Origin of the sequence: Moraxella sp. Pampa (assembly GCF_035181385.1) — a bacterium.
Lineage (GTDB): Bacteria > Pseudomonadota > Gammaproteobacteria > Pseudomonadales > Moraxellaceae > Moraxella.
The window spans coordinates 19297-43456 of sequence record NZ_JAXCJK010000001.1 but is presented as its reverse complement, the minus strand read 5'-3'; the positions used below and the strand labels follow the sequence as shown (position 1 = coordinate 43456).

At 40.8% G+C, this 24160-nt stretch carries 23 protein-coding genes; 10 read left to right on the top strand and 13 right to left on the bottom strand.

Annotated features, from left to right (window positions below; all coding sequences use genetic code 11):
• Positions 1-120: 120 nt before the first annotated feature.
• Complete coding sequence (locus R0123_RS00215; RefSeq protein ID WP_323842685.1) at positions 121-1356, bottom strand: ATP phosphoribosyltransferase regulatory subunit; 1236 nt, start codon at positions 1354-1356, stop codon at positions 121-123.
• Positions 1357-1787: 431 nt separating this feature from the next.
• Between R0123_RS00215 and corA the strand changes: the two genes are divergently transcribed.
• Positions 1788-3029 carry a magnesium/cobalt transporter CorA gene (gene corA, locus R0123_RS00210; protein ID WP_416381672.1) on the top strand — a complete coding sequence of 414 codons (1242 nt, stop codon included), beginning with the start codon at positions 1788-1790 and terminating at the stop codon, positions 3027-3029.
• A 5-nt stretch (positions 3030-3034) separates the two neighbouring features.
• On the opposite strand, the gene R0123_RS00205 is transcribed toward corA, so the two are convergent.
• The 10 genes from R0123_RS00205 to rsmG all read right to left on the bottom strand — a co-directional run bounded on the left by R0123_RS00205 (position 3035) and on the right by rsmG (position 13737).
• Entirely contained in the window at positions 3035-3865 is an 831-nt protein-coding gene (locus R0123_RS00205; protein WP_323842684.1) for a TIGR03915 family putative DNA repair protein, read from the bottom strand.
• Between the two features lie 42 nt (positions 3866-3907).
• Entirely contained in the window at positions 3908-5164 is a 1257-nt protein-coding gene (locus R0123_RS00200) for a putative DNA modification/repair radical SAM protein (protein ID WP_323842683.1), read from the bottom strand.
• A gap of 221 nt (positions 5165-5385) precedes the next feature.
• Positions 5386-6420, bottom strand: a complete 1035-nt coding sequence (locus R0123_RS00195) for a DNA polymerase III subunit (protein ID WP_323842682.1) — start codon at positions 6418-6420, stop codon at positions 5386-5388.
• A complete protein-coding gene (locus tag R0123_RS00190; RefSeq protein ID WP_323842479.1) occupies positions 6417-6989 on the bottom strand; it encodes a histidine phosphatase family protein in 573 nt (190 codons plus the stop codon). The genes R0123_RS00195 and R0123_RS00190 overlap by 4 nt, the downstream gene beginning before the upstream one ends.
• 19 nt (positions 6990-7008) lie before the next feature.
• On the bottom strand, positions 7009-7788 hold the full coding sequence (kdsB, locus tag R0123_RS00185; protein ID WP_323842681.1) for a 3-deoxy-manno-octulosonate cytidylyltransferase: 780 nt from the start codon (positions 7786-7788) through the stop codon (positions 7009-7011).
• Positions 7789-7952: 164 nt separating this feature from the next.
• The gene (gene lpxK, locus R0123_RS00180; protein ID WP_323842680.1) at positions 7953-8966 is read right to left on the bottom strand and encodes a tetraacyldisaccharide 4'-kinase; all 1014 of its coding nucleotides are present in this window, start codon (positions 8964-8966) and stop codon (positions 7953-7955) included.
• 55 nt (positions 8967-9021) lie between these two features.
• Positions 9022-10800 (bottom strand): lipid A export permease/ATP-binding protein MsbA, encoded by a 1779-nt coding sequence (gene msbA / locus R0123_RS00175; protein ID WP_323842679.1) that lies wholly within the window; start codon positions 10798-10800, stop codon positions 9022-9024.
• Between the two features lie 187 nt (positions 10801-10987).
• Positions 10988-12088 (bottom strand): ParB/RepB/Spo0J family partition protein, encoded by a 1101-nt coding sequence (locus R0123_RS00170; RefSeq protein WP_323842678.1) that lies wholly within the window; start codon positions 12086-12088, stop codon positions 10988-10990.
• Positions 12089-12202: 114 nt separating this feature from the next.
• Complete coding sequence (locus R0123_RS00165; protein ID WP_323842677.1) at positions 12203-13021, bottom strand: AAA family ATPase; 819 nt, start codon at positions 13019-13021, stop codon at positions 12203-12205.
• A gap of 56 nt (positions 13022-13077) precedes the next feature.
• Positions 13078-13737, bottom strand: a complete 660-nt coding sequence (rsmG, locus tag R0123_RS00160) for a 16S rRNA (guanine(527)-N(7))-methyltransferase RsmG (RefSeq protein ID WP_416381671.1) — start codon at positions 13735-13737, stop codon at positions 13078-13080.
• 339 nt (positions 13738-14076) lie between these two features.
• Between rsmG and R0123_RS00155 the strand changes: the two genes are divergently transcribed.
• The 9 genes from R0123_RS00155 to R0123_RS00115 all read left to right on the top strand — a co-directional run bounded on the left by R0123_RS00155 (position 14077) and on the right by R0123_RS00115 (position 23294).
• A complete protein-coding gene (locus tag R0123_RS00155; protein ID WP_323842676.1) occupies positions 14077-16467 on the top strand; it encodes an ATP-binding protein in 2391 nt (796 codons plus the stop codon).
• A 189-nt stretch (positions 16468-16656) separates the two neighbouring features.
• The gene (locus tag R0123_RS00150; RefSeq protein WP_323842675.1) at positions 16657-17577 is read left to right on the top strand and encodes an arginase family protein; all 921 of its coding nucleotides are present in this window, start codon (positions 16657-16659) and stop codon (positions 17575-17577) included.
• Between the two features lie 162 nt (positions 17578-17739).
• Positions 17740-19467, top strand: a complete 1728-nt coding sequence (gene argS, locus R0123_RS00145) for an arginine--tRNA ligase (protein ID WP_323842674.1) — start codon at positions 17740-17742, stop codon at positions 19465-19467.
• Between the two features lie 74 nt (positions 19468-19541).
• Positions 19542-20063: a hypothetical protein gene (locus tag R0123_RS00140; RefSeq protein ID WP_323842673.1), complete on the top strand. Its 522-nt coding sequence runs from the start codon at positions 19542-19544 to the stop codon at positions 20061-20063.
• Positions 20051-20521 carry a GNAT family N-acetyltransferase gene (locus tag R0123_RS00135; protein WP_323842672.1) on the top strand — a complete coding sequence of 157 codons (471 nt, stop codon included), beginning with the start codon at positions 20051-20053 and terminating at the stop codon, positions 20519-20521. The genes R0123_RS00140 and R0123_RS00135 overlap by 13 nt, the downstream gene beginning before the upstream one ends.
• 25 nt (positions 20522-20546) lie before the next feature.
• A complete protein-coding gene (locus tag R0123_RS00130) occupies positions 20547-20951 on the top strand; it encodes an RNA-binding S4 domain-containing protein (RefSeq protein ID WP_323842671.1) in 405 nt (134 codons plus the stop codon).
• A 78-nt stretch (positions 20952-21029) separates the two neighbouring features.
• Positions 21030-21488 (top strand): low molecular weight protein-tyrosine-phosphatase, encoded by a 459-nt coding sequence (locus tag R0123_RS00125; RefSeq protein WP_323842670.1) that lies wholly within the window; start codon positions 21030-21032, stop codon positions 21486-21488.
• A complete protein-coding gene (murB, locus tag R0123_RS00120) occupies positions 21481-22569 on the top strand; it encodes a UDP-N-acetylmuramate dehydrogenase (protein WP_323842669.1) in 1089 nt (362 codons plus the stop codon). The genes R0123_RS00125 and murB overlap by 8 nt, the downstream gene beginning before the upstream one ends.
• Positions 22566-23294: a YdcF family protein gene (locus R0123_RS00115; protein WP_323842668.1), complete on the top strand. Its 729-nt coding sequence runs from the start codon at positions 22566-22568 to the stop codon at positions 23292-23294. The genes murB and R0123_RS00115 overlap by 4 nt, the downstream gene beginning before the upstream one ends.
• Before the next feature lie 91 nt (positions 23295-23385).
• Here the strand turns inward: R0123_RS00115 and secB are convergent, their stop codons facing one another.
• Together secB and grxC are read right to left on the bottom strand one after the other, a co-directional pair.
• Positions 23386-23823 (bottom strand): protein-export chaperone SecB, encoded by a 438-nt coding sequence (gene secB / locus R0123_RS00110; protein WP_323842462.1) that lies wholly within the window; start codon positions 23821-23823, stop codon positions 23386-23388.
• Positions 23824-23874: 51 nt separating this feature from the next.
• Positions 23875-24135 carry a glutaredoxin 3 gene (grxC, locus tag R0123_RS00105; protein ID WP_323842461.1) on the bottom strand — a complete coding sequence of 87 codons (261 nt, stop codon included), beginning with the start codon at positions 24133-24135 and terminating at the stop codon, positions 23875-23877.
• Positions 24136-24160 lie beyond the last annotated feature (25 nt).

Below are 24160 nucleotides of genomic sequence, written 5' to 3'. Positions count from 1 at the left end.
TTTAGCCTCGTTTAATTGAACAATAGATAAATTAATAATTAAGTTGATAATAAAATTAAAAAGTTAATAATAAAACTAAAAATGACATTTTTAATGACGCATCAATCAAAAATTTGTTGATCAATCTTCGTCATCACCAACCAACCTTACCGACCACACGCCATCATCAAGATGAAGCACACCATCAATGCTTGCAGGCCTATCCTTAGCAGACAATGGTTTGATGACAATACAGCCTTCATCTTGCAAGGTCTTTATCTGACGAGCCAAGTCCTCACCTTGTTCATCATTCATACGACAGACATCATCATAATCAACGATGATGATTGTATCTTCTTGAAGCTCTACAAATTCAAGCAAGCGATTAATATCCATGCTAAAACCTGTCGCCTGTCGCTCTGGGTTGGCATAAAATCGACCGCCACGCACAAGTGCCTGCGTCTGTGCTACCGAAGATTGATTAAGATACACATTAAAAACAAGCCCTGTATGATAATGATAGCCTGATAGTTCTGTAATATCCACGCTGACACTCATGCCCAGTCGTTTAATATATGTTGATAAAGTTGCAATCTCGCAAGCAGCATCAATGATAACTTGGCTTGACTGAGCTTTTTTGCTGAGTTTTTTTAGCAAGTTATTGGCATCTGGTGTGGCATCTTGGGCAAGTGTATATTTGGCAAGCGTCAAAAAGTCTGTCCCACCATCAATGCTGGAACAAAATTCTGCAAGCTGGGGCAAATCTTTTTTGGTGTATAGTGTCATTAAAGTTTGGCCAATCGGTGCATCAACACCGTGCAATCGGCACAGCGAATCAAAAATTGCCACCTGCCCCACATCAATATGCAGATTGCCACGACTCATGCCAATCTCATCAGTCAAGGCAATCAATAAGTCAATGAGTGCAATCTCAGCATTTACACCATCAACACCAAAAATCTCTGCACCCAATTGTAGCGGTGTACGCAGTCCAAACAGTCCATTTGGCAAAGTCTTAATCACTTGACCGACATAGCAATAGCGACTCACACCCTGCCCATGCTGAGCATCAATGCGAGTAATCTGCGGTGTGATATCAGCACGCAGTCCCATCAGTCGCCCTGTGAGCTGGTCCACAATTTTAAAGGTTTGTCGTTTTAAATCTTCATCTGCACCACCAAGTAAAGTTTCGGTGTATTCAATGATCGGTGGCGATACCAAGCGATAGCCATGTGCTGTTAGCACAAATAACAAGGCATCACGCAGACTTTCTAATTTTTGGGCATCTTTAAATAAAATATCCACCACGCCATCAGGCAAAAGCCAGTTTTTGGCATCAGTATGTTGCAATCCAGTCGCCATCGTACAGGTTACCAAAATACCCCCTAAGTTCACTTATGGTGATAAATACATAAAAATAGCAAGTCATCGCTTGCCACTTTGAAAAAATATCCAATTTGTTTTTATTTTTTCGTACTTAGTGTATCATTAAATTCATCTTGCGACTAGGTCAAATTACAAATTATTTTTCATATCATGACAATTTTTGATGAAATGATTTAAATACAAATCAGAGTTAACCAATGTCAAAGTTGCCAATGGCAATCATCAATGACAACACAACCGTTCAACCCTTGTTATGATAAGCTTGATCACCAATAATCAGATGGCAGTCAGACATTGCTAGATAAAAAATGGAAATTTTGCTATAATATGGCGAAATTTTTACCATGGTTTTACCATAGTGATAAAAGTGGCAAAATTTCCATGGATTTGCACACCATCAATTCACCAAATAAGGGGGCAATATGAACAAGCACGAAGACGATATCCACACCCCCAAACAAAAACTTGATACTGTTGAAAGCTATTTAAAGACACCGCACGACGAGCTTCATCAAGATGACTGGCAAAGCGATGAAGAAGAGCTTGCCATAGATGATAATAGAGACAGCTACATCTATGGTGATGCCGATGCCACAGATGAAGACACCATCGAAACAATGACGGTCTATGACCCTGATGCCGATCGTTTTGAAGATTTGGAAGATTCAGGTGATAATGAAACCATTGTCTGCTACTCTTATTCTCGTAAAACTGGCGAACCAATTGAACAGCTTAATATTGACGAAGTCAGTCGTGCTTTAACCAATAACAATCAATTCATCTGGCTAGGACTATACGACCCCAGCATTGAGACTGTCCAAGAAGTTAAAGATGCCTTTGACCTACACGAACTTGCCTTAGAAGATGCCCTCGCTGAGCACCAACGCCCAAAGGTAGAAAGCTATGGGCATGATATGATTTTTGTGGTGGTGCGTACCGCAAAACTTGAAGACAACCAAATTCGCTACGGCACAACAGCGATATTTATGGGCAAAAATTTCATCATCAGCATTCGTCGTGGTGCGTCCAACTCCTACTCGCCTGTGCGTGAGCATTATCACCGTCGCCCCGAGCGTCTGCGTCTAGGCCCAATCTTTGTACTACATGCCATCTTAGACTTCATCGTCGATAACTATTTGCCTATTACCGACCGCTTAGGAAACTACTTGCGTGAGCAAGAACGGAACATTTTTTCATCAGAATTTAGCCGAGATACACTAAGAAGTCTGTACGAACTAAAATCACAACTTGTACATATGCGTGCGGTGATTTTGCCTGTACAAGATGTGTGTAACTTTTTTATCAATCACAAAAAAAATGAACTGATTTCTGCTTTCCCTACTGCTGCACAACCTTATTTTCGAGATGTTAACGATCACTTACTGCGTTCTCTTGATGCGGTAAACGGACTTAACGAAATGCTGTCTGTTGCCATGAATACCTACACCACGATGGTAACAATGGGTCAAAACGATGTTGTACGCAAACTTGCTGCATGGGCAGGTATCGCTGCTGTGCCGACAGCGGTGGCGGGCATTTATGGCATGAATTTTGAGTTCATGCCAGAATTGTCATGGCGGTACGGTTATTTCATCATCATTGGTATGATTTTGATGATTTGTATTTATTTATACTCAAAATTTCGCCGTGCTGGCTGGTTGTGATTTTTTTAGATGCAACTTTTTTGCTTTTTTTCCACCAAATACCGCCAGTAACGGCGAGGCATTTGGGCGATATGACGCTTGGGATTTATCCGCTCTTTAATGGTAACATGACGAAAATACGCCTGCCAGAGACGCTGATAAATCGACTCCCCATCGGTATGAAATTCATTGCCATCCATCAAAATTTGTTCATCAATCTTGGCTATCTCACGCACCCCCACCGCAGGCTCTTGATGGTCATAAAAAATCCCATAGCCACGCACAACATCAAAAATCAGCCAACTTTGATCAGCAAAACGCTTGGCAAAAAAATCACCGATCAGCGGTAGAATATTAAAGTCAGGATTAATCTTGGCAAAATACACGCCTTGTGTTGTGTCCTCAAAGCGTACAAATGCCTGCATCCGATGACGCTCTCGCCCTACTTTTTTAATGCATGCCTGCACTGCCTGCACATCAGGGTGAGCAAAATTCCCCATCACAGACCGATTGGGGTTATCCAGCTGATACACCACCACACGAAATAAATGCGTATAAACCATTTTATCTTCAGACAAAAATGCCCAAATGACATCACGCACGCTTAATATTTCACGGATTTTATTCAATACTCGCCCTGCTTTTTGGGCATCGGTTGCCACCAAAATGGCTTCATCTAAAAAATTAGCAGTATGATCGTGCACTGTCATGATAGATAGTGGCGTACGCACAAGCTTATGTTGATAGGCATAAAATACCGCAGATAACCAACCCTCAAAGCTACCATCAAACAATAAAACAGTTGGATTATTTTGGTCTGGCAAACCAGATGAATGAAATAAGGATAGCTCAGCCATGACCATCTAACTTCCTAGTCCAATAGACAAAATTTTTAGCCATCAAAATAGTGGCAACTGCCCTGTTCGTGCTTCTTTAAACTTACTTTGGGTTTGATTTAAAAGCACATCACGAAAATTATCACGCATCAGGTCGTTTAAATAAGGGTTGGGTATATTGAGTGCCACAAAATATCTGGCACGATTCACCGCCGCACCCATCTGTTTTAAATGCTCAAGAGTCAGCGTGGTAAATCTTCTGGCACTCATGATTTTCTTTGCTGTATGCACACCAATCCCTGGTACACGCACCACCATTTCATAAGGGGCAGTTTGGATATTGATGGGAAAATGCTCACGATGACGAACCGCCCATGCCATTTTTGGATCAAGTTGCAAATCTAAAAATGGATTATCTGCATCTACAATCTCATCGGCACCAAAGCCATAAAATCGCATGAGCCAATCTGCCTGATACAGTCGATTTTCACGCACCAGTGGCACAGGTGTACTGACATCAGGTAAGCGTTTATCTGTGAGCATCGGCACATAACCTGAATAATACACTCGTTTTAGGTCGTATTTTTGATAAAAATGACTCGATAACCGAATGATTTGATGATCTGACTCGCCTGTCGCCCCAATGATAAACTGTGTAGACTGCCCTGCTGGCGTGTACTTTGGCGTGTGCTTGTGGACTTTGCGTGAATCTTTAAATTGTACAATTTGCTCTTGCACGGTCTGCATGGGAGCTTTCATGTCATCGTGGTTTTTTTCAGGGGCAAGCAAAGCAAGCCCTGATTTGGTGGGAATCTCCATATTCACCGACAGACGATCAGCGTATAGCCCTGCTTCTTTCATCAAATCATCAGAAGCCCCAGGTATGGTTTTTAGGTGAATATAGCCATGAAAGTTATGCTTAGTACGCAAAGTTTTGGCAACACGCACAAGTCGCTCCATCGTATAGTCAGGATTTTTAAAAATCCCCGAGCTCAAAAACAGCCCTTCTATATAGTTTCTGCGATAAAACTGCATGGTCAAATCCACCACTTCCTCTACGGTAAAAGCAGCTCTTGGTGTATCATGGCTGCGGCGTGAGGTGCAGTAGGCACAATCATAAATACAGTGATTGGTGAATAAAATTTTTAATAAAGACACACAGCGACCGTCCTCGGTATAGCTGTGACAAATGCCTGATTTTGATGAATTGCCCAGACCACCTGCATTTTTGCGGTTACCACCACTTGATGAACAGGAGACATCGTATTTGGCGGCATCGGCGAGAATGGCAAGTTTTTGCTCAATGCGTTCGTGATTCATTATTGCTATCAGTCTCTTTTAATGGTTCATGATTAAATGATGCTTAATCACAAAAATTTCAATGACACACCAAGTTGTCTTAAATACCCCATAAAATTCTCATACGCCTGCCTAATCAATACTTGTCCCGCCCATAAATGCTTGCAATATCATCAACTTAATCATCAAATTTAGTATCAATCTTTATTATCGTACTTTATGGCTACGGCTCTTGCGGTTTGCTATAGTCCAGCAAGCTCATAAAACATTCCATCATACGCCATCTTTTCTTGCACATTTTGCCCCACCGCCATCACCATATCATCAAGCACGGTCAAAAAATGCTCAATACGAACCAAATCAAGCGTTTGGTTTTGCATTAAATTCGCCACATGAATGTCTGTATGCCGACTGTCAAGACCCAAACCAACACGCATCACATCAACAAGCATCAGGCGTGTTAAAGTGATAAAATCTGTAAATGCCATCATTTTTTGCCAATAATCACTTGCCACAATCGGCTGTCGCTGTCCATTTCGTAAAGCCAACCAAGTTTTTATCCACAATGCTCGCTGATCAAACCACACTGCCTGTGGCAACTTTATCGCAGAAAGTACCGCACCATCTGCCAAATCAAGACACAAACTGGCCAACTGCCGATCACCCAGTTTTTGTGTAATAAAATCAAGTGTTACATCATACGCAATTTGCCTAAGTGGCAGGGTTTGTACACGGCTTTTTATGGTTGGCAACAGGCGAGTTGGGTTGTCGCTGATGAGTATCAAATGCACGCCTGCACGAGGCTCTTCTAAGGTTTTTAACAAGGCATTGCTCGCCCCCAGTGTCAAACGCTCAGCACCATCTAGAACGATGAGTCGCACACCTCGCCCTTTGATGTGCCCATATTCCTGCAAAGCTCGAATGTCATCAATCTTAATAGATGAGGCCTTATCCGTCTTTTCATCAATCTCTGCTGTTGGCAAGCTCTCATTTGGCAAGACCAGCAAATCAGGGTGCGTACCAGCCGTAAGCCAATGACAACTTTGACACACACCACACGCCCCATTTTTAGTTTTATTGGTACAAAGTAGCCATGCCGCCAATCGCCATACAAAGGCATGCTTACCAATACCCGCCATACCACCTGCCAAAAGTCCATGAGGCAGCTTATCATCATAAAACTGTTGCACAACTTGCTCCCATGCCTGCGATTGCCAAGCAAAAAGGGGAGAAAAATAAGGCAGGTCGGCTGATGGTTTAGAGGCATGATTATTCATGATGAATGGCCATCTATCACAAGTTCATGACTGTTTTTTAATGCCAAGCCGTCAAATTCCAATACCATTATCCAAGGCAATTTTCGCTTATTAGCATAAAAGTCATCAAACCCAAAATTAGGATAATAATGATTCATGATGGTAGATAACGCTGTGCCATGCGTGCCAATAACAACTGTCTTTTTGGGGTGAGTGTTTAATAGGGTTTGCAACGCTACAATATTTCTTTTTTGAACATCGTTAAGACTTTCACCATTTGTCAGATGATAGTCAAAATCCTGCCATTGTCTTTGGCTAAATTCATCAAAGTCATCTACCCATTTACCAATCTTTCTTTCACGAAAATCATCATTGATTTCAATATCTTTTTGACGATGTCTGGCCAATGGATAAATGGTATCCACCGCTCTTTTATAAGGACTTGAAAAGAATAAATCTATATCAATATCTTTAAAGACATAGATCAAGTTTTCACTTTGAGCGACGCCCTTTGGTGTCAATTCCCGACTAAAATCATCTCGATGATCATAATTAGGCTCAGCGTGGCGAACAAAATAAATGGTGGTCATAAGCCATCTCATCAAAAAATTAAAATTTTAAAAAGTCGTCAATCGGCATGGCGTTTAATCTGACCAAGTCATCATGCGTATCCACGCCAAGCGGCAGAACAAGTTTGGCGACATCAATGGCAATTTTATGTCCATTTTCTAAGATGCGTAGCTGCTCCAAACTCTCTAATTTTTCAAGCTCGCCTTGTTGCCATTGATGAAAAGTTTTTAATAATTTAACACGGTAAGCATACAAACCTAAATGGCGAAAGGCATTTTGAGGCATACCACCAAGCTCATTTTTCAAAACCCCATCTCGGTCATATGGTATGGGACTGCGACTAAAATACAGTGCCTGATTGCCAGCCTTGACCACTTTAACCACCGAATTTTTATAAAAATCCTCAAAATTATCAATAACTTCACACAAAGTTGCCATCACACAGTCAGTATTTTTAAGCAAAAGGTCTTTGACTTGTTCTAGTAGCACTGGAGGTACAAGCGGTTCATCACCCTGCATATTAATCACGATATCATCATCAGCCAAATCCAAAATTTGTGCTACCTCACCCAATCTGTCCGTACCTGATGCGTGTTCACCTGTCATCACAACAGGAATGTCAGCATTTTGACAAACCTTAAAAATTCGCTCATCGTCCGTTGCTACGCACATACTATCAGCAAAGGTGGCCTTTAAAGCTTTCTGTGCTGTCCAAAGTACCATCGGTTTACCATGAATTTCACACAAAGGCTTGCCAGCCAAGCGAGTAGATTTGTAACGAGCAGGAATGATGATGTGGGTTTTTGAGTGGGTTTTCATAATATTTAAGTATATGATTTGATGATGAATTAAGGTTCATTGTAAAGCAAAATCCGACAAAATAAAAGCAGCGTCAAACTTACTATTTGATTAAAATGGTTTTATTAAAAAAAGTACATCACCCATCAATCATGCTCACAAGATGGATAATGCACTCAATTTTGTCAGATTTTAATCCCAAGGCTCATCAAAACCTTATCCATTTCATCATAAATACTCTTTGATAGCACTGCTTGCACAGGCAATACCCAAATGTTATCAAAAATAATGTGTGGCAAAGTCTTAGCAAGCTCACGCAGTTTAACCGCATCTTTGCTGGTAACTATGATGGGTAGGTCTGCAAGCTCCATTAAATCATCAAGGGTAAAGTTATGATGGTCGCCAAAAGGTTTTTCTACGACAGCAAAACCCAAATCAGCAAGTGTTTTAAAAAAACGCACAGGGTAGCCAATACCACTCACAGCATAGACTTGTTGGGGATGTAGCGTACGATCACTTGACAATAAAGGTGTGGGCGTACTTGGCATAAGGTGCATCAGTAAAGCATTATCATCATAACAGTCAGATCGGTTGTCATGATAAATCACAGTCGCCCCATCTAGGCGTTTTATCGACTCACGCAAAAATCCTTGCGGAAATAATTTGCCATTACCAAAACCACGCACCCCATCTACCACTATCCATTCAGCATCACGATACAAGGCGTGGTGTTGTAACCCATCATCACTGATGATGAGCTGTAAATTTGGGTAATTTTGTATCAATAAATCAATTGCCTGACCACGATTTACCCCCACCGCCATTGGCACGACAGTCTCAGATACAATCAAACATGGCTCGTCGCCCACTTTTGTCGGTTCACTATCTGCCTTGACGATGGCAGGGACTTTGTCCGACCGACCATAACCACGACTGACCACTCCCACATTGATTTTTTTACTTTGCAAATATTTAACCAAAGCAATGATGAGCGGAGTCTTGCCACTGCCACCCACTGTGATATTGCCAATGACCATCACAGGGACTGGGGCATGGTATTTGGTCAGTCGCCCACCATCATAAAGCGACTGATGCACTCTTGCTGCCATACCATATAAAGCGGATAAAGGAGCAAGTGCGGTAAGCATGGGGGAATTTTTCTCCCATGCTTTATTGATGAGTAATTCTATCTGATTCATCTGCTTTACGCCCTATCTGTTAAATCTACTCACTTTATTTTTTTAAGTTTGCCGTTTACTTGGCTGTCTCATCAAAAGTGCGTTCATACATGGTGCGATACATACCACCTTTGGTCAACAACTCATCATGCGTGCCCATCTCGATGATTTGACCTTGATCCATGACGATGATACGGTCAGCATTTTGTATGGTAGATAAACGATGTGCAATCACAAGCGTGGTACGCCCTTTCATTACAGCTTCCAATGCTTTTTGAATATAAAACTCACTTTCATTATCCAAGGCAGAAGTTGCCTCATCTAAAATTAAAATCGGAGCATCTTTGAGTAAAGCTCTTGCAATAGACAGCCTTTGGCGTTGCCCACCAGAAAGTTGCAGCCCTTCTGCCCCAATAAAACTGTCATAGCCATTTGGCAAATCCATGATGAATTCATGGGCATAGGCAGCCTTACTGGCACAAATAATCTCATCACGAGATTTGTTAGATAATGCCCCATAGGCAATATTATGTGCCACCGTGTCCAAAAAAAGCGTAACTTGCTGATTAACCATTGAAATTTGTTCACGCAACGATGACAGCCTAATCTCATCAATGGGCGTACCATCAATATAAATCCGCCCAGCTGTTGGATTGAGTGAACGGGTCAGCAGATTAACAAGCGTGGTTTTGCCAGAGCCTGACCGACCGACCACCGCTATCGTTTCTCCTGCCTTGATATCAAGGCTGAATTTTTTAATCGCTTGCGTGCCACTTTCATAAGTCAAATCAACATCTTTAAAACTGATGTCGCCAGTAATGATGGGCATTAGCACCCCATCATCTTTTTCCTCAGTTTCGTCAATCAGCATAAAAACTGATACGCCCGCTGCAATGCCACGCTGTAACTTTTGATTGACATCAGTCAATGCCTTAACAGGACGAGCCAAAGATACCGCTGCTACTAAATATGCAGAAAACTCGCCAGCACTTGTATCACCCAACATCTCAGGACGAAGCGACAACCAAATCACAAAACACATACCTGTTGCCATAAGCAACTGAATCACAGGTGAATTGATGGCAGCCAAAATGGTGATTTGCAAACCTTTATTTAAGTTATCCAAAGATGCTTTTTTAAATCTTTGTGCTTCATAAATCTGACCACTGTAATTTTTTACCACCTGATAGCCTGTAATGGCTTCATTGGTGATATGACTGACCGCACTCATGGTGTCTTGCACACCCATAGACAACATGGCAAAACGCTTGGAAACAAATCTGATGATCCAAAAAATCGGTGGTACGATAATCATCAATACCAAAGTCAATCGCCAATTGGTATAAAACAAAAAACCAAACAACGCCGTAACCGTCAAGCCGTCTTTTAAGAGCGTTGCCATAGATTCGGTTGTGGCTGCTGTTACCTGTTCAACATCAAAAATGAGTTTTGATGAAATCGTACCAGCAGGATTATTAAGATAAAACTCTGATGGCAAGCAAAGCAGTTTATTAAAGACTTCAATGCGTAAAAGATACACAAGACTGCGTGCCATGACCGCTGTATAATAACTGCCCAAAAACACACCGACACCACGAAACACAAACAGCAAAATTACCAAAAACGGAAACCAAAACTTACGCACATTATCGTTATGCTCAATGGCTTCAATGATGTACTCAAACAGCTTAGCACCAGCCACCTCACTGCCTGCACTGATGGTAAAGCCAACCATCGCTAAGATGAATGCCCACCAATATGGTTTTAAATAAGACACCAACCGCCGAAAAACGGCAGTTTTGTTTATTTGTTCAAAATCTTGTTGGTGTGTGGGTTTGCTATCAGAAGTGTGCATGAAATGTCTTTTTTTGCGGTGGTGTTTTAAGATGAATGGCAATATGGTGTTTTTAGCATGGCGTTTTTGGCAAAGCAAATGGTTTATCAAACCATTTAAATCACCAAAAAAGCTCCCCATGTGATGCCGACTGATGACCAATCAACAAAATAACAAAATCCAATCAGTTGATTAGTCAATTAACTAATCAATGATCATTAATACCAAATTGCATTAATAAGCCCTGCAACTGCTCATCATCATGAAAAAATATCTCAACACTACCCTTGCCATCTTTGCCCTGTTTGATTTTGGTAGATGCACCTAAAACATCAGAGATTTTTTGGCTAAGCGTAAGAATTTCATGACTGGTGATCGTGTCTTTTTTGCTAGGCTCGGGATTTAAGATGGACTTGACTAATTTTTCGGCCTCACGCACGGTCATTTTGGCGTTAATGATTTTTTTGGCAATGATGGGCTGTTGTTTGCTCGACAAAGCAAGCAATGTTCGTGCGTGACCCATGTCAAGAAGCCCTTCTTGTATATATCCTTTAACAACATCATGCAAATTATTTAAACGCAAAAGATTTGATACGGTCGCACGAGCCTTACCCACAACATCGGCTATCATCGCATGACTCATGCCAAATTCGGTGTGAAATCTTTGTAAGGCCATGGCCTGCTCTAATACATTTAAGTCTTCACGCTGGATATTTTCAATCAGTGCAAGTGCAATGGCTATCTCATCAGATAAGATGCGTTCAATGGCAGGAATACTGGTCAGACCTGCAATCTTGGCAGCACGCCAGCGGCGTTCACCCGCAATAATTTCATGGGTTACAGAGCCACTCGTCTTATTTTCACCAGATAATAGCGGACGAATGACAATCGGCTGCATTACACCATGTTGCCTGATAGAACTGGCAAGCTCACTTAGCGCCTCTTCTTTAATCTCACGGCGTGGTTGATACTTGCCTGACTGCAAGCGATTAATGTCAATCTGAACCAGCGTAACTTGCTCAGTAGGTTGAGTATTATCACCATCTTTTTTATTTTTAGATTTCTTCTTGGGTTTTTTAGCTTTACCAATGCTCACTTCATCATCAAGTAGGCTAAAATCGGTCAACTTGGCATCTTGATATTTTGCTTTTGTACCCTTTGCCACATCTGACTGTGCGTCCAAATCGGCCAAAGCCATGGGTGCCTTTTGCTCAGGTAGAATTTCACCAATAGAGATTTGTCTTTCTCTTTTGATATCACCAATAATCGCATCTAAGCCACGCTTTGTACCAAGTCCACGCTTTTTCATGTTAATTTCCAGTTTTCACCCAATAAACAGCCAACATTAGCCATGCAAATAAAATCAGTATTTTAGCATAATTTTGTGATTTTATTTGATGAATTTGCCAAACAACCACACTCACTACCAATCAAACTGTGCACGAACTTTTGCTTCAAATAGCTTAGGTTCATCTGACTGCTTAATGACCTCATTCATGAGTGCATGATAAGCAATTGCCCCTTTAGACGATTTTTCATAGCCAAAAATTGACTGCCCAAAACTTGGTGCTTCCGCCAGACGCACACTTCTGGGTATGGTGGTATTATACAACAATTCACCAAAATAATTTTCAAGTTCAGCAGAGACATCTTGGGCAAGCGTGCTTCGTCCATCAAACATCGTACGCACCACACCTCGCACATGAAGCTCTTCATTGATTGCTTTTAGACGCCTAATGGTATCAATCAAGTCTGCCACCCCTTCTAGTGCATAATACTCACATTGCATAGGAATGATGACATTTTTAGCAGCAACAAGTGCGTTCACCGTCAAGATACTCAGGCTGGGTGCACAATCCATGATGACATAGTCATAAGTAAATTTGCCACTTTTTTTGGCCAACTCGATGGCCTTTTTTAGCAAAAATGGCGCATCTTCAACATCGGACAAAGACATATCAATGCCTGCCAAATCACGATTGGCTCCTGCCACATCAAAGCCTGCTTGCGTATTTTTTTCAATCACCTTGTGTAGCTTCGTCTCATCAAGCAATACATCAACAATGCTTTTTTTGAGTTCATTCTTGTCAAGCCCCGCTCCTGTTGTGGCATTACCTTGTGGATCTAGGTCAATGAGCAAAACCTTTTTTTTGCCAATCACGGCCAACGCTGCGGCTAAATTTACTGCCGTTGTCGTCTTTCCCACACCACCTTTTTGGTTGGCGACTGCAATGATTTCCATAAACACCCCTTCAAAATCACTCAAATAATTAAAAATAAATGTCAAAAAATAATAAATTATTTTTTCAGATACACCACACAGCGTTCTTCCATCAAATTTGGCACACAAATTGCCTTAACATCAATTCGCCAATCATCTAGATTGGCAAAATCATCTACGCTTGGTGATTTGCCTTTCATCGCATACAGTACACCATCTACTTTTAAGTACAACTTGGCAAGATTAACAAAGTCATCAAGGCTGGCAAAAGCACGAGAGGTAATCACATCAAACGCCCCATCAAAATCTTCAATACGACTTGCCACAGGCGTGACATTATTAAGATTAAGCTCACTGACCATCTGACGAATGAAACGAACTTTTTTGCCGTTACTGTCAAGTGCGGTAATCTGCCAGTCAGGTCGCATGATCGCAATGATGACCGATGGCAATCCTGCCCCTGTGCCAATATCAAGTAGGCTCACGCTTGATTGATCATTAAATGGCAAATATGCAATGATGGCCAAACAATCCAAAATATGCTTAACAAATGCCTCTTTTGGTGCGGTGATGGCCGTAAGATTGTAGGCCTTAGTCCACAAAAGCAGACCGTCTAAATATTTTAATAATTGACCAATCTGTACATCAGTAAAGGTCAAATTCAACTCATTGGCAAAACGCTCCAAATCGCCAGCAAAGCCATCGGCATATGCAGAAATTTTATGGTAAGTCATCATTTTAATTTTGTCAGTATTTACAATACTGGCTATTTTACCATGTTTTATTATGTTAAAATAGCCCTAGCATCAGCCACTTTGAGCATTTTACAAAACCCATCAAGACCATTTCACTGCTTTATTTTTTGGTAAAATTGTACGACAAAATCAAACATTTGCATTCACAAAACCAAATCAGGCAAAACACATCAAAAACCAAGTTAAGCAAGATGACCATTTTATTGCAAATGCACCAAGGTTTTAATGACAATCAAAACTGGATAAAAAAAATCAGCAGCTCACCCTAAAAATAAATTTAACCAATAACCTTAAAACAGACTTTTTTAATTTGATACATTTATGAATACAGCCAACAATAACCATTACCGCTTGCCACACACCACCTTAAAACGCTACACCGACCCTGTCAGCCTCCCAACCGCCAATGACAGCTTTGAGGTATCTTTTGGGCAAAATCGGGCCATGAACGCCATCAATACCGCCTTAGACATCAAAGCTAATGGCTATCATGTCTTTGCGGTGGGTGAAAATGGGCTGGGCAAACGCACCATCATCACACGATTTTTGAGCGAACGCACCAAATCAGATGCCACACCACCTGATTTGGTTTATGTGCATAATTTTGACACCCCAAGAAACCCTATCGCCTTAACGCTACCAAGCGGCCAAGGGTCAATCTTTGCTAAGGACATGCACAAACTTTGGCAGGCACTCTACCAAAAACTCCTCACCAAATTCAGCAGCATTAGCCATCAAAACAGCATTAACACAATCAAACAGACCGCCCAAAAAAGCGAACGCACCCTCATTGATAAGTTAAATGAAACCGCCAAAACACACAATTTGATACTGCGACAATCCGCCGATCAGCGTGCCGTATTTACCCCCATTGATGAAAAAAAACCCATCAATAACAATATCTTGGAGAAATTACAAAAACAGCTCACCAAAACTAACATCAAACTTGATGAGCTAGAAAATGAGGTCAATCAAAAAATTGACGAGTTACACGACAGTCTTGTTGCTAAAATCATCGCACCATTATTGACGCCCATCAGCAAAAAATACGCAGTCCATAACAAAAAAATTGATCAATATTTAAAATCTTATGAACAAGACATCATTGATAATATCTTATTCATCATTGAGCACGACGATGACTTTTTGGTAAAAACAGTTGGTAATATCCCTAATCGCTATTATGTCAATGTTGTGGTAACCCATGCACCAAATAGCGGTGCACCCATCATCTTTGAAGATATGCCAACGCACCCAAATCTGCTTGGACACATCGAGCACACCACCCAACTTGGCACAATTGTCACTGATGCCAGCATGATTCGAGCAGGTGCATTACACCGAGCCAATGGGGGATATCTATTATTAGAAGCATCTTCCTTGCTTGAGCACCCCTATGCCTGGCAAGGGCTAAAACGAGCTCTACAATCCAAAAAAATCTCTCTTTCAAGCCTTGAACAAATGCTGACCTTAACAGGCTCGGTATCGCTTGAACCTGATGCCATTGACCTATCAGTAAAAGTAATTTTGCTTGGCGAACCCGATTTATATTATGAGCTACTAGAATTTGAACCTGAGTTTAACAGCGTGTTTAAAATTCGTGCCGACTTTAACGACACTTTGCCCAGAAATGCCCAAAGCGAGCGTTTTTTGGTTACTAAAATGGCGGACATGATTCACTCACAGCACCTACCAACTTTTGATAACACGGCCTTTGCTACAATATTAGATGAGCTGTCCGCTCTTGCTGATGATAAGGATAAATTAGATTTGCACAGCGACAGATTGATGCAGTTGATTGTAGAATCAGCTCGCCATTATCTGTTAAATCCCAAAGACAATGCCGTTAATGCCAACCATGTCAAACAAGCACTCAACGACATAAAAGAACGCAAAAGCCATCTTAAAGAACTTTATTGGCAAGAATTTAGAAATGGACAACAACTCATCAAAACCAGCGGATATGCCATTGGGGAAATTAACGCACTGACCATCATTGCTTACGCCGATAGCGAATTTGGTTTGCCTGCTCGCTTAAGTGCACTGATCACACCAAAATTTGGCACAGGTGAAATCTTAGATATTGAAAGAGATGTGGAATTGGGCGGTAGTTTGCATGCCAAAGGAATGCTTATTATGACCAGTTTTTTACGCTCGTTATTTAGTGAATTTACCGAGCTTAATTTTTCAGCAAGTCTCGCCTTTGAACAAAGCTACGCACATATTGATGGGGATTCTGCCACGCTTGCTGAGTGTGCAGTATTGCTGTCTGCTCTTGCAAATATCCCCATCAATCAATCGCTTGCCATCACAGGTTCAATGAATCAGCTTGGAGAGGCTCAGGCAATTGGTGGCGTGAATGAGAAAATCATTGGTTTTTTTGATGCGTGTGCTGAGCGTGGCTTGACAGGCACGCAAGGCGTCATCATTCCAAAATCCAACACCAATCAGCTCATGTTGCCAGATCATATCGTACAAAGCGTTAAAGATGGACAATTTCATATCTATGCCATCGAAACAATCTATGACGCCTTGCAGATTTTAACAGGCTTGGCAATTAATGATAAAAATAAGCATGGCAATTATAAAAAAAGCACCCTATTTGGCAAAATCGTCAAACGCCTGTTAAAATGGGAGATTGATGACAAAGACGAACAAGAAAAAGAAAAAATAAAGAAAAGAAATAAAGGTAAAGAAGACAATGAAAGGTGAACACTACCAACCAAAAAACCACACAACTAAATGGTTTTAATAACACTGTGGATTGGTCAATATTTGAGTTGGCGGTTTTGGCGTGATTGTCCAGACAACCTAAAAAAATATTTGACTTAACTTACAACTTTGCTATCATAAAGTTCATACAACAAATTTATACAACAAAAGGATTTAAAAGGGATTTGTATGCTAGATTTTATTGAAATACGCTCAGACTTGGGGGCGGGCAAGCATGGCACCGACCAAGGCGTGGTAGCACTTGCTAAATTTGCCAAAAGTCATTATCCTACGGCACGCTTTGAACAACTAAGCATTGATGATGCCAACACCGCCAAGGTACAAGGTACGCAATATACCAATTTAAAATATGCTGAGTTTTTATTGCCGTTTTACCAAGAGGTTGCTGACCACATTGAGCATATTGCCAAGCTGACCACACCCATCATCATCTCAGGTGATCACTCAGGGGCAATTGGGTTGCTGTCAGGTTTTAAAAATGCCCATAAAGACAAAAAAGTGGCTGTGGTATGGATTGATGCACATGCTGACATTCATAGCGTTTATACCACGCCAAGTGGCAATATGCACGGCATGCCCTTAGCAGCTGTACTTGGTGTGGATAACGATGAGCACACAAATAATATGCCTACTGATGACGAAAAACAGCTTTGGCAGGCATTTAAAGACTTATCCACATCAGACAATTTAAACATCAAAGATTTGTATTTTTTAGGGCTTAGAAGTTTTGAGTCGCCAGAACAGCATTTGATTGAAAAACATGGTGTCTTTGCCTATTCTGCTCATGCTCACCGCCAAGAATTTGATGATGTACTTGATAAACTTTGTAGCAATTTGGCTCAGGCAGACGCAGTATATGTCAGTTTTGATATTGATTCGCTAGATGAAAATCTTGTATATGCCACAGGCACACGAGAACCAAACGGTTATGGCGTTGATGAGATAAAACAAATTTTTGATAAAGTTTTGGTACTGCCCAATATTAAAGCCTTTGAAATCACTGAGTTTAATCCAACACTTGATGACGACACTAACAGACACCAAATGATTTATGACTTGTTTGCACATGCTATTAATCACTTAAAATAACCACAAAAACCTGTTAAGCCCAACCTAGCCACCAAAAATCAATAGCAATCAACATTGGCATTAAAGTGATAAAATTTTTCCAAAAACACGCTATTTTTTGGTATTATTGTCGGTCATTCACAGTTTCACTATTATTTGATTTTTATTGATATAAGAGCCGTCATGAACATTCAATCTAAGCTACACGATTTATTCGCCACCGCCATGGCAAATGCAGGTGCAGACACAGGAATCGACCCTGTGATTAAGCCATCAAACAAAAAAGAATTTGGCGATTATCAAGCCAATGGTGTGATGGGGCTTGCCAAAAAACTGGGCAAAAATCCACGAGAACTTGCCCAAAGCGTGCTTGATGGCTTACCCACCAACCAGATGATTGCCAAATGTGAAATTGCAGGGCCAGGCTTCATTAACATTTTTCTTAGTGATGATTTTCTTACCAAATCTGCCCAAACCGCTTTGGATAGCCCCACGCTTGGCATTGACACCACAAATGGCCAAAAAATAGTCGTAGATTACTCCGCTCCCAATGTCGCCAAAGAAATGCATGTGGGGCATTTACGCTCTACCATTATTGGCGATAGCATGGTACGCACACTTGAATTTTTGGGCAATACCGTCATTCGTGCCAATCATATTGGCGACTGGGGAACTCAGTTTGGTATGTTGATTGCATATTTAGAACTGATGCAAAATGGCGATACGGACGAGATGGCACTTGCAGACATTGAAGAGTTTTATCGTGCTGCCAAAGCTAAGTTTGATGGTGATGAAGATTTTGCCACCACTGCACGCCAAAATGTCGTCAAACTACAAAGTGGTGATGAAAACAGCCTAAAACTTTGGCAACAGCTGGTAGACATCACGATGAACCAATGCCAAGCTACCTATGACAGACTCAATGTTACTCTCAGCAAAGATGATATTATGGGCGAAAGTCTATACAACCCCATGCTACAAGGTGTGGTTGACCGTCTTGTGGCTCAGGGCATTGCTGTTAAAGACGATGGGGCGACGGTTGTTTATTTGGAGGAATTTAAAAACAAAGATGGTAACCCTCTGGGTGTTATTATCCAAAAAAATGATGGCGGATTTTTGTACACCACCACCGACATCGCTGCCGCTCACTATCGCCATAAGACGCTCGGAGCGGACAAGGTCATCATCTTTACTGATGCACGCCAAGCCCAACACATGAAACAGGCATGGACGATTGCACGAATGGGCGGTTTTATTCCTAATGACTTTAAGATGCACCATTTTACCTTTGGCATGATGCTAGGCAAAGATGGCAAGCCATTTAAAACTCGTACAGGTGGGACGGTCAAACTTACAGATTTGCTTGATGAAGCAATTGAGCGTGCCACCACGCTGATCAATGAACGCCAAACCCAACTCAATGATGATGAAAAACAAGCACTCATCGAAGCGGTAGCAATTGGTGCAGTCAAATATGCCGACCTATCAAAAAACCGCAATACAGACTATGTATTTGATTGGAATCATATGTTGTCCTTTGAGGGCAACACCGCCCCATATATGCAATATGCCTATACTCGTGTTCGGTCAATCTTTGCCAAAGCAGGGTTAAATCCTGATAAGTTGGTAGGCGATATTCTCCTTGATAATGAACAAGAAAGGACACTCACCATTAAGCTATTGCAGTTTGAAGATGCACTACGCACGCTTACCAAAGATGGCACACCCAATGTCTTGGCTTTGTATCTATATGAATTGGCAGGGATTTTTTCATCATTTTATGAGCATTGTCCGATTTTATCAGCCAATGAACCCATCAAGACCAGCCGTCTTTTGCTTGCCAAGCTGACTGCCGACACCCTAAAAGTTGGACTTGACCTATTGGGCATTAAAACAGTGGAGAAAATGTAAATATGGCAAAAAGGTGCGTGGTGAATCTTATCTTTGTTTTATGATTATTTGCAATTCAAAGCCGAGCGTTTATCATGACCCTATTTCCCAAAAATATCGCCAGCAATACGGTGATTTTTAAAAAATATCAATACCGCTTTCGCTATCTCATTGCGTTTGCGGTACTTTTGATTACTGGTTTTCTTTTTAGACGAATGTCAAGTGATTTATTTTTTAGGTTACTTGGGCTGTTGATGCTTGCTACTTTTATTCATCAGATGGGCATACCATTTAATCATCAGGTTCTAGATTTTTGTGAAGAAGTGGTGGATAACAACACAGGCTTAACCATCAAGAAAAATGGCATTTACATTGACATTGCTTATAAAGACATTGTTGATATTGATTATTTTTATGCTCACATTTGGCTAAATTGTCGTGTGGTAAAACTCATATTAAAACCAAATTTACAAAGATCAAATATGAAGGATAAAGAGCTTTATTTTATCAGTTGGGCGGATTATAATTTAAGCTCTCGCCAAAAAAGCCAAGAGACTTTGGCTTGGATAAAACACATCAAAAATAAAATAAAGGAACAACCCTCATGCTCAGCCTAAGCTTTTATCAAAGCCAATACCAATCTGCTTTACGCTACCATTTGGATGATGAACAAAGCAAATTTACCACCCTGCCGTCAAAGTGGCTTAATGATGACTTGGCAGATAAAGACTTGGTTTATAAAATTGTGATTTTACTTGGCAACCTTCCGATTGGCTTTTTTGTCTTAGATGGTGGCAAAGATAAATGTGCTTATACAAACAATCAGTGCGCCCTTTTACTACGCTCAATGTCCATCAACCCTTCATTTCAAGGTCAAGGATTGGCAAAATCAGCGTTACTGCTATTGTCAAAATTCATCACAGATAATCATATCTTATGCGATCAGATTGTTTTGGGTGTAAATCATAAAAATATCCCTGCTCAGTCCCTATACCAAAAGGTGGGCTTTATTGATACAGGTAGAACCTTGGTGGGCATCAAAGGCGTGCAGTACATTTATGAATTGAACATATAAATCACCTGATATTTTTGGATATGTCATGACTAACAAAGAATCCCCAACCCGTGTTCGTGCTGACAAATGGCTGTGGGCAGCACGATTTTTTAAGACACGCACGCTTGCCAAAGAAGCGATAGAGGGCGGAAAAGTTCACATGAACGGACAAAAAATTAAAGTCAGTAAAGAACTACAAGTAGGCGATACGCTTTGTATACGCCAAGGGCATGCCACCCGACTAGAAGAAAAGGTGGTCGTCATCAAAGCGTTGTCCGAAAGTCGTGGCAATGCCAAAATCGCTGGCACACTGTACGAAGAAACCCAAGAAAGCTTGGCTACTCGGGAGTTTTTTATTGAGCAACGAAAGCTACAAAATCTGGCACGACCAGACACCAAGCCAAATAAAAAAGAACGCAGAGATTTAAATCGATTTAAAAACCAATGGTAAAAGCCAGTATTTTATCAATCATGATGTTGCCATTTATGCTACAATGAGTTAATTTTTTTATATTTAAAGTAAGTCATTATGCCCCCAAAGTCCGTTCTTTTTGTTTGCCTTGGCAATATTTGTCGCAGTCCTAGTGCTGAAGCGGTTATGAAAAAAATCATAAAAAACCAATCATTCAGCATTCATCTTGACTCAGCAGGCACCGCTAATTACCATACTGGTGGCCCACCTGATGAGCGTGCCATTTTTGTTGGCAAATCTCTTGGCTATGATTTAACCGCACTACAAGCCAGACAAGTAAACCAACAAGATTTTTATGAGTTTGATGTGATTTTTGCAATGGATGAGAATAATTTTAAAGATTTGCAGAAAATCAAACCCACTGATGCTACCGCACAAGTAATGATGTTTGATAAAACAGCAATCGCCGACCCCTATTATGGCGATGTGCAGGATTTTAAGGCCATGTTTTTGCATATTGAGCAAGCAAGCCAAAATTGGCTACAAAAGTGGTGTGGTGGAGACAATCATGAATGAAATTAAAAATCATCGCATTTTAAAAGACCATGATTTATCAACAAACAATACCATGGCCTTATCTTGCATCGCCAAATATGCCCTAATTTTGGATAACGCTGATACATTAAACAGCGACATCAAACAAGCGATTGATTTTGCTAAACATCAAAACCTTAATATTTTTGTGCTGTCTGGCGGTAGCAATGTATTGTTGCCAAATATACTAAACGCCCTAGTGATACTCCCCAAGCTTGCAGGCATTACAGTCTTAAAAAAAAACGAAGACAGCATCATCATTAAAGTTGCCTGTGGGGAAAACTGGCATGATTTTATCAAAACTTGCTTGGATAATGGCTGGTACGGACTTGAAAATCTTGCTCTAATTCCAGGCTTGGTTGGTGCCTGCCCCATACAAAACATCGGTGCTTATGGTGTACAAGTTTCTGACTTTATTGAAAAAATCATCGCTTTTGACTTGATAAATGGACTACAAGTAGAATTTGATAATGCCGATTGCCATTTTGATTATCGTCATAGTTTTTTCAAAGACAATCCCAATCGTTATTTCATCAGTCATGTCATTTTTAAATTGCATACCACCGCCAAAAAAGTCATGACCAATTATGGTGATTTAGCAATCACTGCACAAGACTTTGCCATAAGCAATGAAAGAGGTACTCCCCACCCTGTTGATGTTTTTCATGCGGTCATCAAAATTCGCCAGTTAAAACTTCCAGACCCTGCCACCTTAGCAAATTGCGGGTCATTTTTTCAAAATCCAATCATTCCAATGGAAGACTTTATACACCTAAAAACAGCATTTGATGACCTGCCAAGCTATCCAATTGATGAAAATGTCATCAAAATTCCAGCAGGATGGCTGATTGATAAGGCAGGATTAAAGGGCAAAGGTATATTTCCAGTTCTTACTCACAATAAACAGGCACTCGTGCTAACCAATCACGCACCACTGATCGCCACACAACATAGCATCAAGACCACGCAAGATTTCATCATCCGTACGGTGTCTGATAAATTTGGCATCAAACTGGTACGCGAGCCAATTTGGGTTCATGAAGATGGTAGTGTGGCCATATGATGTCATTTTGGCAAAATTTTTGGTGGTTGGTAAGACGGCTTTTCATTGGCATGGCATTCATCACCGCCATTGCCATCATCACACCTTTTACACCTATTTTTGCCAACATCAGTGTTTTTTTGCTCGACTCATTCAGTTTTTTGACGATAAAAGACGCAGACAAGCCATCAACACTTGTAGTACTAGGCGGTGGATTGACCAAAAAAAATGGCGAAATTATACTCAATCATTATAGTCAAAGTCGTGCCGATAAAGCCATTTCCTATTACAAAACCACCCCAATCATCATCATTACCAGTGGGGTGGAATCACCTTGGCTACAAGATTATCTCAGATCTAAACTGCAACATAGCACCCCTCCTATCATCATCAGTGATAACGCCAGCATGAATACTTGTGAAAATGCTGTGTTTACCACCAAACTGCTTAAGCATCATGAGTTGCCAAAGAGCATTTACCTGATTACAGATCGCTATCACATGGCACGCGCGCGTCGCCAATTTGCTCGCATGGGCATCAACACACTGCCACAGCCTGCACCGCTTAGCATACCCTTGACTTGGACAAATACCAAAAATAATTTAGTACATTCACGCCGTGCTATGTATGAAATCGCTGCTCTAGCAAGAGATGTTTTTCGTCCGCAAAACAATTGTCGCACCAGCAATCAAATCAGCCTAAAAGAAATCAGTATGCCAAGACGAAAAGCAAAGATATTTTTTTAATCACCAAAATACAATAAAAAAATAAGCCGTCCAATGACAGCTTATTTTATTGTGTAAATATATTAAATTCTACACCATTCCAATCAGCAAACTACGCATTGCCTTGTGTTTCAGCTTGTGCTTGTAGATATGCTTGATCAAAGTTCACTGGTGCAAGCAGTAATTGTGGGAAGCTACCACGAGATACTAAATCACTGATGACCTCACGAGCGTAAGGGAATAAAATATTTGGACAGTAGGCTTGTTGCAGGTGTGCCAAATCTTCTTCTGGAATATTTTTAAGTAGGAAAATACCCGCTTGCTGCACCTCTGCAATGTACGCTACACCGCCACCATTTTTTACTGTCACATTAACAGTCAAAACGATTTCTTTGTGATCTTCGTCCAAATCGCTTGATGCAGTCGCCAGATTAATTTCCATTTCTGGTTGCCATTCTTTGGTGAATACCTCTGCACTAGGCACTTCAAAAGAAATGTCTTTAACATAAATGCGTTCAAGACCTAGCTGTGGTTGAGCTTGTTCTGTCATAATTTTTTCCTTAGTTAGAAAGTTAAAAATAAAATGTCAATCAACTGGTGATCAGGCACCAAGCATGGTGTCAAGTTCGCCACTTTGGTTGAGCTTGTTTAATTGGTCAAAACCACCGATAAAGGTCTGACCGATAAAAATTTGTGGTACGGTACGATAGTTATTGGTTCGTTCCGCCAAAGCGACTCTTTCTTCGCTTTTCATGTCATAAACACTGATCGCTTCGTACGCCACACCCTTGTTTTTCAACAATTGAATCGCTGCTCTGCAATAGGGACATTCTTCTTTGATGTATAAAGTTACTTGTGCCATACCCTTCCTCAATACTCTAAAAAGT

Bases quoted from the DNA above. Each gene is read 5' to 3' on its own strand.
- corA (WP_416381672.1), top strand. From the start codon at position 1,788: ATGAACAAGCACGAAGACGATATCCACACCCCCAAACAAAAACTTGAT.
- R0123_RS00205 (WP_323842684.1), bottom strand. From the start codon at position 3,865: ATGGCTGAGCTATCCTTATTTCATTCATCTGGTTTGCCAGACCAAAAT.
- R0123_RS00200 (WP_323842683.1), bottom strand. From the start codon at position 5,164: ATGAATCACGAACGCATTGAGCAAAAACTTGCCATTCTCGCCGATGCC.
- R0123_RS00195 (WP_323842682.1), bottom strand. From the start codon at position 6,420: ATGAATAATCATGCCTCTAAACCATCAGCCGACCTGCCTTATTTTTCT.
- R0123_RS00190 (WP_323842479.1), bottom strand. From the start codon at position 6,989: ATGACCACCATTTATTTTGTTCGCCACGCTGAGCCTAATTATGATCAT.
- kdsB (WP_323842681.1), bottom strand. From the start codon at position 7,788: ATGAAAACCCACTCAAAAACCCACATCATCATTCCTGCTCGTTACAAA.
- lpxK (WP_323842680.1), bottom strand. From the start codon at position 8,966: ATGAATCAGATAGAATTACTCATCAATAAAGCATGGGAGAAAAATTCC.
- msbA (WP_323842679.1), bottom strand. From the start codon at position 10,800: ATGCACACTTCTGATAGCAAACCCACACACCAACAAGATTTTGAACAA.
- R0123_RS00170 (WP_323842678.1), bottom strand. From the start codon at position 12,088: ATGAAAAAGCGTGGACTTGGTACAAAGCGTGGCTTAGATGCGATTATT.
- R0123_RS00165 (WP_323842677.1), bottom strand. From the start codon at position 13,021: ATGGAAATCATTGCAGTCGCCAACCAAAAAGGTGGTGTGGGAAAGACG.
- rsmG (WP_416381671.1), bottom strand. From the start codon at position 13,737: ATGATGACTTACCATAAAATTTCTGCATATGCCGATGGCTTTGCTGGC.
- R0123_RS00155 (WP_323842676.1), top strand. From the start codon at position 14,077: ATGAATACAGCCAACAATAACCATTACCGCTTGCCACACACCACCTTA.
- R0123_RS00150 (WP_323842675.1), top strand. From the start codon at position 16,657: ATGCTAGATTTTATTGAAATACGCTCAGACTTGGGGGCGGGCAAGCAT.
- argS (WP_323842674.1), top strand. From the start codon at position 17,740: ATGAACATTCAATCTAAGCTACACGATTTATTCGCCACCGCCATGGCA.
- R0123_RS00140 (WP_323842673.1), top strand. From the start codon at position 19,542: ATGACCCTATTTCCCAAAAATATCGCCAGCAATACGGTGATTTTTAAA.
- R0123_RS00135 (WP_323842672.1), top strand. From the start codon at position 20,051: ATGCTCAGCCTAAGCTTTTATCAAAGCCAATACCAATCTGCTTTACGC.
- R0123_RS00130 (WP_323842671.1), top strand. From the start codon at position 20,547: ATGACTAACAAAGAATCCCCAACCCGTGTTCGTGCTGACAAATGGCTG.
- R0123_RS00125 (WP_323842670.1), top strand. From the start codon at position 21,030: ATGCCCCCAAAGTCCGTTCTTTTTGTTTGCCTTGGCAATATTTGTCGC.
- murB (WP_323842669.1), top strand. From the start codon at position 21,481: ATGAATGAAATTAAAAATCATCGCATTTTAAAAGACCATGATTTATCA.
- R0123_RS00115 (WP_323842668.1), top strand. From the start codon at position 22,566: ATGATGTCATTTTGGCAAAATTTTTGGTGGTTGGTAAGACGGCTTTTC.
- secB (WP_323842462.1), bottom strand. From the start codon at position 23,823: ATGACAGAACAAGCTCAACCACAGCTAGGTCTTGAACGCATTTATGTT.
- grxC (WP_323842461.1), bottom strand. From the start codon at position 24,135: ATGGCACAAGTAACTTTATACATCAAAGAAGAATGTCCCTATTGCAGA.